General features: G+C 53.7%; 11 protein-coding genes. 2 read left to right on the top strand and 9 right to left on the bottom strand.

Features of this window, described 5'->3' with window-relative positions; translation table 11 throughout:
* The first annotated feature begins 24 nt into the window (after positions 1 to 24).
* Positions 25 to 2,400: a membrane-bound PQQ-dependent dehydrogenase, glucose/quinate/shikimate family gene (locus EH228_RS01450; RefSeq protein WP_152319923.1), complete on the top strand. Its 2,376-nt coding sequence runs from the start codon at positions 25 to 27 to the stop codon at positions 2,398 to 2,400.
* A 159-nt stretch (positions 2,401 to 2,559) separates the two neighbouring features.
* Here the strand turns inward: EH228_RS01450 and EH228_RS01445 are convergent, their stop codons facing one another.
* From EH228_RS01445 to EH228_RS01415, 7 genes are all read right to left on the bottom strand, one after another.
* Positions 2,560 to 4,194, bottom strand: a complete 1,635-nt coding sequence (locus EH228_RS01445; protein WP_152319922.1) for a GMC family oxidoreductase — start codon at positions 4,192 to 4,194, stop codon at positions 2,560 to 2,562.
* On the bottom strand, positions 4,191 to 4,727 hold the full coding sequence (locus EH228_RS01440) for a sugar dehydrogenase complex small subunit (RefSeq protein ID WP_152319921.1): 537 nt from the start codon (positions 4,725 to 4,727) through the stop codon (positions 4,191 to 4,193). The genes EH228_RS01445 and EH228_RS01440 overlap by 4 nt, the downstream gene beginning before the upstream one ends.
* Positions 4,711 to 6,111, bottom strand: coding sequence for a c-type cytochrome (locus EH228_RS01435; protein WP_152319920.1), 1,401 nt, complete (start codon positions 6,109 to 6,111; stop codon positions 4,711 to 4,713). Before EH228_RS01435 ends, EH228_RS01440 begins: the two co-directional genes overlap by 17 nt.
* 134 nt (positions 6,112 to 6,245) lie before the next feature.
* Complete coding sequence (locus EH228_RS01430) at positions 6,246 to 6,959, bottom strand: hypothetical protein (RefSeq protein ID WP_204902644.1); 714 nt, start codon at positions 6,957 to 6,959, stop codon at positions 6,246 to 6,248.
* 58 nt (positions 6,960 to 7,017) lie between these two features.
* Positions 7,018 to 8,166 carry a beta-propeller fold lactonase family protein gene (locus EH228_RS01425; protein WP_152319919.1) on the bottom strand — a complete coding sequence of 383 codons (1,149 nt, stop codon included), beginning with the start codon at positions 8,164 to 8,166 and terminating at the stop codon, positions 7,018 to 7,020.
* A gap of 39 nt (positions 8,167 to 8,205) precedes the next feature.
* Positions 8,206 to 8,844 (bottom strand): 3-oxo-tetronate 4-phosphate decarboxylase, encoded by a 639-nt coding sequence (otnC, locus tag EH228_RS01420; RefSeq protein WP_152319918.1) that lies wholly within the window; start codon positions 8,842 to 8,844, stop codon positions 8,206 to 8,208.
* Positions 8,845 to 8,869: 25 nt separating this feature from the next.
* A complete protein-coding gene (locus tag EH228_RS01415; protein WP_152319917.1) occupies positions 8,870 to 10,183 on the bottom strand; it encodes an MFS transporter in 1,314 nt (437 codons plus the stop codon).
* A 222-nt stretch (positions 10,184 to 10,405) separates the two neighbouring features.
* On the opposite strand from EH228_RS01415, the gene EH228_RS01410 reads away from it, so the two are divergent.
* Positions 10,406 to 11,440: a LacI family DNA-binding transcriptional regulator gene (locus EH228_RS01410; protein ID WP_152319916.1), complete on the top strand. Its 1,035-nt coding sequence runs from the start codon at positions 10,406 to 10,408 to the stop codon at positions 11,438 to 11,440.
* Between the two features lie 131 nt (positions 11,441 to 11,571).
* On the opposite strand, the gene EH228_RS01405 is transcribed toward EH228_RS01410, so the two are convergent.
* Positions 11,572 to 12,273: a molybdate ABC transporter substrate-binding protein gene (locus EH228_RS01405; protein ID WP_152319915.1), complete on the bottom strand. Its 702-nt coding sequence runs from the start codon at positions 12,271 to 12,273 to the stop codon at positions 11,572 to 11,574.
* A gap of 12 nt (positions 12,274 to 12,285) precedes the next feature.
* The gene (locus tag EH228_RS01400) at positions 12,286 to 13,530 is read right to left on the bottom strand and encodes an alpha-hydroxy acid oxidase (RefSeq protein WP_152319914.1); all 1,245 of its coding nucleotides are present in this window, start codon (positions 13,528 to 13,530) and stop codon (positions 12,286 to 12,288) included.
* Positions 13,531 to 13,762: the final 232 nt, after the last annotated feature.

Raw genomic sequence — 13,762 nt, 5'->3', positions numbered from 1 at the left:
CATTTATTTATATTGAGAGAAAAAATGATTAATAAGTTAACAAGTGTGGTTATAGCGATAGTCGGTTTCGCCATGCTTTACATGGGGGGTAAGCTGCTGTTACTCGGCGGGACGCCATTTTATGTCATTATGGCGATCGGTCTGCTAATAACAGCCGTTGCATTGTTTAAAAACAAAACAATGGCGTTATCCATCTATGCCATATTGATGTGGCTGGTGCTGGCCTGGATGATTTATGAGGTGGGCTTCGATAAATGGCAGTGGATCCCACGAGGCGATCTGATTGGTTTGATCGGTTTCTGGCTGGCAATGCCCTGGGTGGTTGCTCCGCTGACAAAAGCACAGAACCCGGCAAATCCGGCAAAATTTCATCCTTTTCTCGGTACCACCGTCATCATCATGATCGCCATTGTGATTGGCCTGATGTTTTACGATCCCTACCCACAGGCTGGAAATATCACCAATCAGCGTACCCCGATTGCTGACAGCAATAGTGTCAGCAATGACTGGGTCGCTTACGGCGGCAATAATAACGGCCAGCGTTTCTCTGCCCTGAAGCAGATAAGCACAGATAACGTCAGCAATCTGCAAGTCGCGTGGACTTATCATACTGGTGATCTGCGTAATGCTCAGGATGCGACTGAATACACCTTTGAAGCCACGCCGATTAAAGTCAATAACACCCTTTATTTTTGTACGCCGCATAACGAGGTCCATGCCCTGAATCCGGAAACCGGTGAGCTGAAGTGGAAATATGAGCCGACAAAAGACCGCTCTTATTTACAGCAGCATCAGACCTGCCGCGGCGTGAGTTATTACGAAGCGCCACCCGCAGAAAATAGCGTTCAGTCTGCGGTGACAACGGTGTGCCGCAAGCGTATTTTCAACGCCGCTAACGATGCTAAGTTGCTGGCGATTGATGCCGATACCGGCAAGCTGTGCAGCGATTTCGGCAATCATGGGATTGTTGATTTAAGCGCCAATATGGGCAAAGTCCGCCCACATGCGCTGATGCAGACCGCGGCGCCGCTGGTGGCTGGCAATCTGGTGATTGTCGGTGGTTCGGTGATGGATAACGGTTATAACCGCGGTAACCCGTCAGGGGTTATCCGTGCGTATGATGTGATAACCGGCCGTCTGGTGTGGAACTTTGATCCGGCCAATCCAGATAACACGCAGCCGCTGACGGGCGATCAGACTTACCCGCAGGATACGCCGGTTGCCTGGGGCACCCTGAGTGCAGACATGAAAAATGGTCTGGTCTATGTGCCGTTTGGTAATGCCTCGCCGGATGAGCTGGGGATCGAACGCGATGAAAGCAGCAACAGCGAGAAATTCCGTGACACGTTAGTGGCGCTGGACCTGAAAACAGGGGCTTTCAAATGGCGCTTCCAGTCGTCAAGACACGATTTGTGGGACCGTGATAATCCGTCTCAGCCTTCGCTGTTGGATATCGACTACCAGGGCAAGCGTCAACCGGTTGTTATTCTGCCGACCAAGACCGGTAATTTGTTCGTGCTGAACCGACTGACGGGGCAGCCGGTATACCCGATTAATCAGGTGGATGTGTCGACCAACGGTATTGCCGGGGAAAAGTACTCACCGACCCAGCCGGTTTCCGCGCTGAACTTTATCCCGGAGCCACTGAACGAAAAATCCATGTGGGGGATGACGCCGTTTGATCAGATGGCTTGTCGTATCGACTTTAAATCAATGCGTTATGATGGCAATCCATGGACACCGTCTACCGAAGCGGGCAGCATTATTTTCCCTGGCAACATCGGTGTCTTCAACTGGGGATCGGTGGCGGTCGATCCACAGCGACAGATCCTGATCGCTTCACCGGTTCGTCTGGCTTACAAATATAATCTGATTAAGCGTACGCCACAGACGGCCGATAAGCGTCTGTTCACCCAGGAAGGCACGCCATACTGGAACGAAAACTTCCAGGGGGATTACGCTATCCATATCCAGCAGTTTGCGTCCAGTTTGGGGATCCCATGTATTGCGCCGCCGTGGGGACGGATGGTTGGGGTTGATCTGACCAGCGGTAAAACCGTGTGGTTGCGTCGTGTCGGTACCACCAAAAACCTGAAAACCACCTTCCTGCCCGGTCGTTTCCCGATAGGTTTCCCGATGGGCATGGTGGCGCATGGCGGTCCTCTGGTTACCGCCGGCGATCTGGTGTTCCATGGTGCGACGGCAGATAATTTCTTCCGCGCTTATGATATCAGTACCGGTAAGTTGTTGTGGCAGACCGAGTTGCCAGCTGGCGGCCAGGCCACGCCATCCACCTATATGGGGGCAGATAACCGGCAGTATGTGGTTATCGCAGCGGGAGGTCACGGTTCTCTGGGCACCAAAGAGGGTGATGCGGTGATAGCGTATCGTCTGAAATAAGTTAAAACGCCGGGCGCACTGTTGCCGCCCGGCGGAGATTGTTTATCATATTCTCTGCGCGGATAGTGACATTAACCCGCGCAAAAAATATTCTCCATAACCGCCAACGCGTACCGTCCCTGGTACAAGAGGCTTCATTTCCTGCGTTTGCGTCGTTGGTCAACTCATGGTTTTCAGCATATGATCCGCCAGTCGCAGACTGAGCGCGGCCCCGGTTAACGTCGGGTTCATACAGGATGCTGAAGGCATCACGCTGGTACCGGCGATAAACAGGTTAGGGTGGTCATGGCTTTGACAGTTGCTATCCACCACGGCGTTTTTCGGATCATCGCCCATAATCGTGGTGCCCATGATGTGCTGGCGATCCTGATAGCCGGTATCGATTTTTGATATATCGGTATTCAGTAACCGGGCAAAATTGTCAAAGTCTTTCAGGCCCTGTTCTTTGCCCGCATTCCAGTAATCCGTGACGCTGTAGTAGATTTCCGGTACCGGAATGCCGATCGCATCCTGCTTATGTTTACTCGGCACAATGCGGTTTTCCGGCAGCGGCAGCGTCTCAAAATCAATCGCGAAATTCAGTGACCGGGCCGACATCTGCTTCAGCGCTTGATCCAGTTTCGAGCCCAGCACGCCTTTCTTGATCAGACTTGCCGCATAGTCAGCGGTAGGCACGGTATTACGCACTTTGATTTTGTAACTGGGAAAATCTTTGCGGAATTCACCATCGCGATTGTTGAGATACACCAGCAGTTCCGTCGGACCCTGGCCCGGCCAGACATCCTCCTTCATCATCACGTTCATACTGATGCCGGTATGCCCCATCAGATTACGGCCCACTTGATCAGAGCTGTTGGCGATGCCGTTAGGATAGCGTTCAGAGGTGGACATCAGCAGCAGTTTAGGCGATTCAATGCCGTAGGCGGCCAGCACAAAATAATTTGCCGTCAGGTGATGATTCGAACCGTCCGGTTTGCGATACCAGATACCGGTAATTTTGCCCTGATCATCCGCCTCGATTTTATAGACTACCGAATTATCCAGTAGCGTCGCACCGTGGCGCTCCGCTTCATCGATATGCACCGAACCATCATATTTGGCGCCAATCGGGCAAACCGGATTACAGTTATTATTGCCCGCGCAGACCGGGCGTTTACCGTAAGGGCGGGTGGCCCGGCCATTCGGTTCCAGTACCGGGTTATAACCGCCTTTGCCGAGCAGTTCCGCCAGACGTTTGAACATATAACTGGGCTCCAGCCCTTTCATCGGGAATGGCGTGGAGCGGGGAGGCCAGGCGTCGCCCCCATGTCCGCTCTCATCCTGGCCATCCATGCCGGAGACGCCAAGTTCCTGTTCGGCTTTACCGTACCACGGCTCCAGTTCCTGATAGCCGAACGGCCAGTCACGTCCACGGCCATACAGACTTTGCAACTTGAAATCATTGGGGATCATCCGCCACAGCGCAGAACCAAAGTGCCAGGTGGTGCCGCCGACCACGCGCAGATATTTGGCCGGATACTTTACCGGGCCGGTTTGCAGCAGATATTCGCCGTAGGTGGAAGGTACGTGCGGGAGATCCGGATAAGGTGAACCCACGCCCTGTAACTTCATGTTGGTCAGCGACATTTTAAAGGGTGAATCACGGAAGCGTTCAACAATATCCTGGCGCTTAATACGCGGTCCGGCTTCCAGAATAATCACCGATTTACCTGCTTTCGCCAGTTGGGTGGCAACCAGTCCGCCCATCACGCCGGAACCAATAATAATGACCTCGGCATCGACTTTTTTGTTCATGCTGGCTGTCCTTTGTCGGTAAGTGATTCAATGGGTTTACTGCCCCAGGAGTCCGGGCCGCTGCCGTAGGTTGGGATAATCAGAATGCCCTGGGTGGGGAGGTACATCATCGCGTCGGCATAGGTAATCAGCTCGATATCCGCCCCTTCACCGACCACGCCGGTATACCAGCTGCCGATAATCAGTGTCGCGGTGTGACGCAGTGGATCCTGCGCATCCACCGCCTGCAGAAAATCATCAACATGCGTGAAAGCGTGAGCGTCCAGATACTGCGTCAGCGCACTCAGGCGGGTCGGAAAGTCGGGATAATGTTTATTTAATGCCGCCAGATAACGCTGGCTGAGAATTGGGCTCACCGGACGGTTGACCAGGAAGGCGGAGACCCGTGAAAAAACGCTGTCTGTAGCCTGCTGAGCAGCAGCAAACTGTGCGGGGAACAACGAGGCGCAGGCGGCACTGATGGACAGTATCGCCATGCCTTTCAGTAACCGACGGCGGCTGAGCGCGCGCGGGGCACTATTTTGTTGTGACATGGGGCCTCCTTTTTCGGCTGAATATCACCAGGGCGACAATGATCAACACAATGACGACGACTGCGACCAGGACGACGGGCTGAGTGAGTCTGGCCAGCAAGGGGGTGTCGCCGCCTTCGCGCAACGTTTTGACCTGCGCGGCGGTGACGGAAACCTGAGGATTGCCATAGTTTTTCAGCACATAGTTACTGACATCGGCAATCTGCTGGTCCGAGAGACGGGTGGTGAAGTCAGCATCTGGGCCGAAGGCAGGCATCGCTATCGCCTCATCGCCCACTTTTCTTTGTACGCCATATAAAATGGTTGAAACCAGATTATCCGGGCGATCGGCACCGGTGGCGCTGTTGTGAAAGAGGGAAGGATAATGACTATTGCCCTGACCATCCGGCTGGTGACAGTTAGCGCAACTGCCGCTGAAGACCTTCCAGCCGGGATCGACCTGCGCGGTCTGGCCACGTAACGACTGTTCAGTATCCGAAGGTTTGCCATAACGGTCACGGGGGATCGCCGAACCATTGTTCACCGCCGGTATCTGCCGCAGATAAGCCACGATGGCCTGAATATCCTCATCAGAAAGATACTGCAGACTGTGTTCGACCGCTTCGGCCATCGGTCCTGCGGCCTGGGCTTTACCACGGACATGGCCGGTTTTCAGGTACTGCGCTATCTCGGCATCGCTCCAGTCGCCAATACCGGCGTGTGGGTCAGGGGTGATATTCGGTGCATACCAGCTTCCCAGACTGCCGCCGGACAGGGCTTTGTCGCTCTGTTCACCCATCAGCGCATTGCGGGGCGTGTGGCAGGTATCGCAGTGAGCCAACGCGTTGACCAGATAGTCGCCACGGTTGACCTGCGGTGATTTATCCGCCGATGGGGTAAAGCGCTGGTCGCTGGCAAACAGCAGATTCCAGATACCCATGCTGGCGCGAATGTTGAAAGGAAAGGGAAGATGGGTCTGCGGCGCGGCAATATCCACGGGTTGCACACCATGCATAAAATAAGCATACAGGGCGTGAATATCGTCATCGCTGATTTTCGCGTAGGAGGTGTAGGGCATCGCCGGATAAAGGTGCTGGCCCTGCTTGTTGATGCCCTGACGTACAGCTCGGGCAAAGTCCTCTTCACTGTAATCACCAATGCCGTCACGACGCGAAGGGGTGATGTTACTGGCGTAAATACTCCCCATGGGCGACTGGATAGCGTAGCCCCCTGCCATTGGCGCCCCTGAGTGCGGCGACGTATGACAGGCGCCGCAGTCTGCGGCCGTTGCAAGATATTTCCCTTTAGTGAACAAATCCTGGTTTTCCGGCGGTTGGGCAAGGGCAGATGGCCCGGCAGAAAACAGGATCAGACTTAGCGCTAAAGGCAGATAAAGTCGAATCACCTGACATGCTCCTGTAAATAGTCAAAAAATTTTATTGTTGTAAGGGTAAAGAAGGTCTTTTTATACGTGACAAACGACAAATACCCGCACGCCGCCACCCGGTAAAAGGTCGCGGCAGAACGGGCAAAAAAAACTTACAGCAATTCGTAATCGTTAAAAATCAGTGGGGTTTCACCGCCGTTGGTTAACTCAACTTTTCCTGGGTAGGTGAGTACCGCATCACCGCGGTGCAGCCAGATTTCTTTATTCCGATTGGGCTTGCCGGGAATCGCTTCCAGCAGACGGCCTTCGGTAAAGAACACTCTCACGCCAGGCCCATGCTGGGTATACAGCGTGGTGCTCTCGCCGGGTTGCAGCGTGACTTTCCAGCCTTTGACCGTTTTCTGATCCAACACTTGCTGAAAAACAGGAAGATCGGGACGGGAGGCACCACCGAAGTGTTGTGGCCCGCGTTGCTTAATCTCGAAAGCCACCTGATGATTTAGCGTGGTGCCGGTATTGGTCACTTTGTCGGTTTCTGATTCCCCCTGGTGTGCGCCAAATTTGACGTTGCCACTTTTCATCTCGCCGTCTTTGGCCGGTTTATTCGGGAAAGCGGTGCGTGTCAGGCTACCGTCGATATGGGTGTTGACGTAATCAAGGTGTTGCTCATGAAACAACGTCGACTGCCCTGGCCGGATCATCACCCTCATCACGGTAACATACTGGTTTTCCAGAATAACGTGATGCAATGGTTCCAGGTTGGTGGCGACAACTGGCTCAGCGGCCAGCACCGAAGGGGACGTTGAAAGGGCGACGAGGCCCATAGCGTACAGGACGGAAAGAAGGGGATGCTGATTGCGATTCATAAAACTCCCGTTTGACATATAAACAGCCCGGGAAACCACTACCGGGCCTCTTCTGACCTTACTTTTCAACCAGTGAAACCCAGTTGCCTCCTTTCCCTGTTGGATAACGGCCCAGAAGTGTTAAGGCGCCCGTAGATCCATCAATGGAATAGAGGGAAAGCTGAGTTGATTTTTGCCCTGATTCGATCAGGAAGCGCCCGCTGTTATCAATAGCGAAACCGCGTGGCTGCTGTTCGGTTTTAATACTGGAGAGGTAAGTCAAATGCCCGTCATTGGGGTCAACTGAAAAAGAGGACAACGTACTGCTGGTTCGTTCCGTGGAGTACAGGTAACGCCCATCCGGCGTAATATGAATATCAGCCTGCCAGATCCGCGGTTTCGCTGATGGTGGCAGGTCATCGTCACCGGTTAACGGACGGGCCTCGCCACGTTGCATATCTTCTTTCGGCGATACGGAATTCACATTTTCAACGGGGGTGGCGGTCCCGTTTTTATTCAACGTCAGGCGGGTAATGTTGCCCGCCATTTCGGTCAGGATATACATATTGCGTTTACCCTGTCCATCGACTTTCGGCGCAAAAACAAAATGGCGCGGACCGGTGGCGGCTTCGCTTTGAATATTAATAAACGACGGGGTGTTTGGTGTGACTTTGCCCGTAGTTGGATCAAAATGGAATTGCAACAGTTGATCCGCGCCCAGTAATGTCACAAATAAATAATGATTGCTGGGATCAACCTGAATCGCGTGCGCACGTTTACCTGTATGTACCACCTGCACCGGTTTGGCTTCGACCTGCCCATCGCTGTCGATGCGGTTAATACTGAACAGATCGTTGCCATAAGACGCACTCAGTAAAAAGTGTCCCTGTTTATCGGTGGAGAGGTAAGCCATGCTTCCCGGTAACGGCGACTGACCTGTTTTTTCCAGTTTGCCATCAGGCTGAATGCGATACGCCACCACATGGTAAGGTTTGCTGCGCACAGAGACATACAGCATTTTTTTATCCGGTGACACCACTGACGACATTACTTTATCCCCGGCAGGGAACGTTCCGATGGGGATCAGCGTCTTTTGGCTTTTATCCAGTTGATAACCGGTTACCGTGCCGCTGTCAGCGTTGGAAACGTAGACCAGACTCTGCGCCTGAACACTGCCGGCTATGGCCATTATTGCGACAAGGGCACCAGCATAAAGACGATATTTCATTATTATATCCTTATCAAATTTGTAGGGGGAGGACGGGGATTACCAACGAATGGCGAAAATATCGCACAACTCGGCAACGTTTTTATCACTCAATGGTTGAGGTTTGATCTGTGCCTGTAGCCACAATTTGGCGGTTTCTTCCAGCTCTTCGAGGGCAAAGCAGGCGGTGGATACGGAAGGTCCCCAGATAACGGGCCCCAGGCGTTCCAACATCACACCACGGACTTCACAGGCCAGATGCGCCACCTGCTCGGCAACCTGTGGCGCACCGGGACGATAATAATTTATCAGTGGAATACGGCCCACTTTCATCACCTGATAAGGGGTAATCGGCGGCAAAATGCTGCTCTGCTGCCAGACACCCGCCAGCGTCAGGCTGACCAGATTAGTTGAGTGAGTATGGACCACGCCATGAACCGTCGGGTTACGGTCATACACCTGGCGGTGCAGTTGCAGAGTTTTCGACGGCTTATCGCCAGAAACCCACTCGCCGTTGCTGGCGACTTTGGCGATCCTGGCCGGATCAAGACGTCCCAGGCAGGCATCAGTTGGCGTTATCAGCCAGCCATCTTCAAGGCGGGCACTGATATTTCCGGCTGTGCCGACGGTGTAGCCGCGATCGAACAGGCTTTTGCCGGTCAGACAAATCTCCTCACGAAGCTGATTTTCACTTTGCATACAGGTTTTCTCCGGCAATAAAGGGTTAAGCCTTGTGGTTGGCAGTCAGTGTTCCACTAAGCGGATTGGTTTTTTTTATCTCCAACGGCTCGACTTTGCCCATGATGAACATGAAATTAATCGCGCCAAACAGGCAGATTCCGCCCGCCACTAACAACGGCACCACAAAGGAGCCATGGCTGAACGTGAGCATCATCCCGGTAAAGGATGCGGTAACAATCCCCGCCAGGTTACCGGCGAAGTTCTGAATGCCGCCAAGGGTACCGACATAGCTGGAACTGGGGGCTACATCTGCGGGTAAGGTCCAGATATTCGCGGCGGTAAATGCCAGACCGGCATAGGTCAGTGAGAACAGGGTCAGGATCACCGCGATGCTGTTGGTGAAGGCGGCAAAAGCAATCACCGAGGACAGCAACATACCGGCAATCAGACAGGTTTTACGGGCAGTGGTCAGCGAAAAGCCTTTGCGGAACATCCAGTCCGAGACCACGCCGCCAAGCAGACTGCCGGGGATCCCCATCAATGCCGGGATGGCGCCAAGGGTGCCCAGTTCTTTCAGCGAGAAACCGTGCGCCTGGGTCAGGTAGGTCGGGAACCAGGTGACGAAGAAGTAGGTGGCGAAGTTCATGCAGAAAAAGCCAATCATCATCCCCCAGACGGTTCTGTAGCGGAACAGGCCGCCGATATTGACTTTCTCATTTTTATCGATGGCAGGAACGCTACGATCCTCCAGCAGGTTCTGGCGTTCCTGCTCGTTCAGTCCTTTCATTGCTTCCGGTTCACGGTAGAACAGCAACCAGATGACGACCCAGGCCAGGCCGAGTCCGCCAGTTAAAATAAAGGAGGTTTCCCAGTTCCAGGTACTGATCAGCCAGGCAACTAACGGCAGGGCGATAGCACTCCCGGCGCGTGGACCGGCATCGAAAATACCGCTGGCGGTGGCGCGTTCTTTTTTGGCGAACCAGGAATAAACGACTTTCGCGCAGCCGGGATAGCCGCCTGACTCGCCCAGACCCAGCATCAGACGCGCGGCGAAGATCGAGGTAAAACCACGGCCAAAGGCGGTAAAGACGGTAAACAGCGACCACCAACCGACGGCGATAGCCAGCCCGACACGGGCGCCCACGCGGTCAATCATGCGCCCGACAGGGATCTGCATCAGGGCATAGGTCCAGAAAAAGGCGCCAAGGATCAGTCCCATGCTGGTGTCATCCAGCCCGAGATCATGTTTAATATGGGGGGCAGCGATGGCCAGATTGATACGATCTATGTAGTTGATGGCGATAGCGCAGAAGCAAAACGCAATCATTAGCCAACGGATTCGTGGGTATTTACGCATGGTGAATTCCTTTATTATCCTGGTATTTTTTGGGGGGCTTATGAACAAAATGCCCACCATATTGTTATCGATTGGTAGTGGAATTTGGCTTATTGATAATATGATGTTAAAAGTAAGCAATTACAAAAATCAGTCAAGCGAAAAGTAAGCGCTTTCAAAAAGAAGCGTTGACTGTTTGCTAAATTTGTGGACGGCGTCACTAATTTAACCTGGAGTCTGACGATGACCGATAAGCCTTCATCTCCTGCCAGAGTTTCCCTCGAAGACGTGGCCCTGCGCTCAGGCGTTTCTACTGCCACTGTTTCCCGGGTGCTTAACGGCAGTACGACCGTGCGGCAATCGAGAAGGGAAGCGGTGGAAAAGGCGTGTGAAGAACTGGGCTATGTGATTAACCGGGCCGCCCGGACCCTGGCGTCTCGCCGCAGCATGACCATTGGCGCGGTGGTGCCAACGCTGGCTACGGAGACCTTTTCCCGACCCCTGGCGACCTTTCAGCAAAAGATCCATCAGTCTGGCTATACGCTGTTGCTGGCCAATTCGAATTTCGATCCGGATACCGAGCTGAAGGAAGTGAACAAGCTGGTGGAGTATGGTATTGATGCGCTGATGCTGGTCGGGAATTCTCATCATCCCCGTTTGTGGCAACGCATTAATCAGCAGGCGTTGCCGTGCATTCAGACCTTTACAGTCGACAGACATTACCCCAGCGTGGGTTACGATAACGAACAGGCTGCGGGTGAGTTAGCCGCGCATTTGCTGGCGCTGGGCCATAAGGTCTTTGGCGTGATTGTCGGGACGCCGCCATCGAATGATCGCGTGTCGGATCGTATTACCGGAACCCGGCAGGCGCTGTCGGCAGTGGGGTTGACCCTTGACGATGCCAATCTGTTTAGCCGTGCGTTTACCATGAACGACGCCCGTCAGGCGATGTTCCAGCTACTGGATGGGCCAAATCCGCCGACAGCGGTGATTTGCGGCAACGATTTGCTGGCTTTTGGGGCGATGAGAGCGGCATCAGAACGCTATCTGCGTATTCCTAATGATATTTCGATAACCGGATTTAACGACTATGAGTACGCGGAGCACCTGGAGCATCCGCTGACCACCATGAGAGTGGAGTTGGATAAAATCGGCGCCCGTGCGGCAGAATACCTGTTGGCGGCGTTAAACGGCGAGGCAATACAGCGGCAAACACTGCTGAAGCCAGAGCTTATTGTTCGTGGCAGCACGGGATCGGCACCGCGACCCTCACGGTAGCGTTTTCTCTAACCTGGCTGGTCTGAATGCTACCCGCAGCGCATTAATTATCATGGCAGCAGCAGAATGAAAGACTGGCTGTGCGACCGGGTTTTATCACCTTACGGACGCACAGCGTAAGCCATTCAGGCTCAGTTTCTGCATTCCAGCCCAAACGCTTCAAACGCTTTACGCGCGGTCGGGGAACGCAGGGTCGCGAGCAGGGCGGCTGCCCCTTGAGGATTGACGGCATGGCTGAAAATTCCGCCTGAAAATGACGTCACTTTCTGTACTTCTTCCGGTAATGGCCCCAGCACTTTTATCCCTTGTACCATCAGCAACTCGCTGATCTGCTGTACCGCGATATCCGCTTTGCCTGCAATCAGTTGTGTCGCGGTGAAACCTTCCGGGATCGTGGTTGCCCGGGCGTTGACTTCTTGTTCAATGCCCAGTTTTTTCAGCAGCGTCTGGAAATAAATCCCGCTCGCGCCCCCCAGAGAATAGGCGACAGACTTTGCCTCCAGCAAGGCGGTTTTTAACGCCTCAACATTACTGATATCCGGTGCTTTACCCTCAGGGAGTATCGCCAGTCCCACTTTTGAATCCACCAGTTCAACCCGGCTGGACGGCACAATGAGCCCTTCGGCAATCAGCCTGTCCATCACCGGTACCGTAAGGATCACCGCGTCGGCCTGCTCGCCTGCGGCAATCTTCTTCTCAATCACTGTTGTCGGGTTCCAGTCAATGACCAGCGGCTGGTCTGGGTGTTGCTCCAGCCAGGCGTTTTCCAGCTCAACAAAGGGCGCACGGATTGCCAGTGCGCTAAATACCCGGATCGCTTTAGCGGTTGTCATGAAAACTTTTCCTCAATAATCAGTCCGTTTACGCAGATAGCTGCGGTCCAGTTCGGTTGGTGTTCTGACGCCGATCAACGCCAGATCGCGATCGATTTCGTCGCGCAGAATATGCATGGCATGTTCCACGCCCGCCTGGCCGCCAATCACTGCACCATACAAGAAAGGGCGGCCAAGAAACACGAAATCCGCCCCCAGCGCCATTGCTTTCATCACGTCGGTTCCGCGGCGGATCCCACTATCGATTATCACTTTCATCGCGCCTTTTTTGGCCGCGATTTCAGGTAATGTATGCAGTGGCGGGATGGTGTGATCCAACTGGCGTCCGCCATGGTTGGAAAGAATCACCGCGTCCGCCCCTAAATCCCGCGCAATAAAAGCGTCTTCTGGCGACATCAGCCCTTTGATCACCAGATTACCTTGCCATTTTTTGCGAATAGCTTCCACGTGCTTCCAGCTCAGCTTGTCGCGAGCATGAGTGTTGCGTACCTTGCTGGACATCATGGGCGGGCCGCGCTCGGCATCGGTGTTCTCGAAGTGGGGGGCACCGTGGCGCAGGAAGGTCTGCGCGACGGTGCCCAGTAGCCAGCGAGGACTCATCGCACACTGGAAGGCGACTTTTGGCGTTATCTTGATGGGCATACTGAATCCACTGCGTATGTTGTGCTCGCGATTGCCGAGCATGGGAGTATCTCCCGTCACCACCAGCGTCTGATAACCCGCGGCCGCCACGCGATCGACCAGCCGATCAATGCGCGGCTGATCGCCCGCCAGATAGGCCTGGAACCAGGCATCCGGGTTAGCGGTATGAACATCTTCCAGTTTCACCAGCGAAGAAGCGCTGAGGATCATCGGTACATTCATCTCCCGGGCCGCTTTCGCCAGCGCAATATCTGCCTGATAGGCGACAAAAGAGGCCCCCCCCAGCGGCGCAACGCCAAAAGGGTGCTGATAAGTATGACCAAACAAGGTGATGCGCTGATCACGTCCTGAGACGTCACGGAACATGCGCGGAATAAAAGAATATTGCTGATAAGCTTCAAAGTTTCCAGCAATTCCGCGCCCGGTTTCAACACCTCCGGCCACATACTGATAAATCATGTTGGGCAGGCGACGGCGTGCGTGGCGTTCAAAATCCTCCAGCGCTAACAGATCGCGAAAATGCCGGGGCAGTTTTTTTATCGCGGCACTATTGCTCGCTTTAGCAGTACTGTTCACGACATTCTGTAGTGAAGAAGAGTTTGCGGGTGATGTCATATGCGTTCTCACTGTCCATCAGGGTTTAGCGGTGAGGCATAACGCCATGACTGAGCATGACGAATAATGCGTTTTGTTTTGTAAGCGCTTTCAATTTTGGCTAATCATCACTAACATTTCAATAACACCGTAACATCACCAACACGTTTTTATGTGATCCCGCTCACTTTACAGAAACATTTGTAAGCCCTTACATTTAAGGGGTCGCAACGGAGGGATAATGCGCGAAGAA

It is taken from the genome of Erwinia endophytica (assembly GCF_009295515.1).
Classification (GTDB): Bacteria; Pseudomonadota; Gammaproteobacteria; order Enterobacterales; family Enterobacteriaceae; genus Erwinia; species Erwinia endophytica.
The sequence above is the reverse complement of the archived record's forward strand: the minus strand, read 5'-3'. Positions and strand labels throughout refer to the sequence as shown.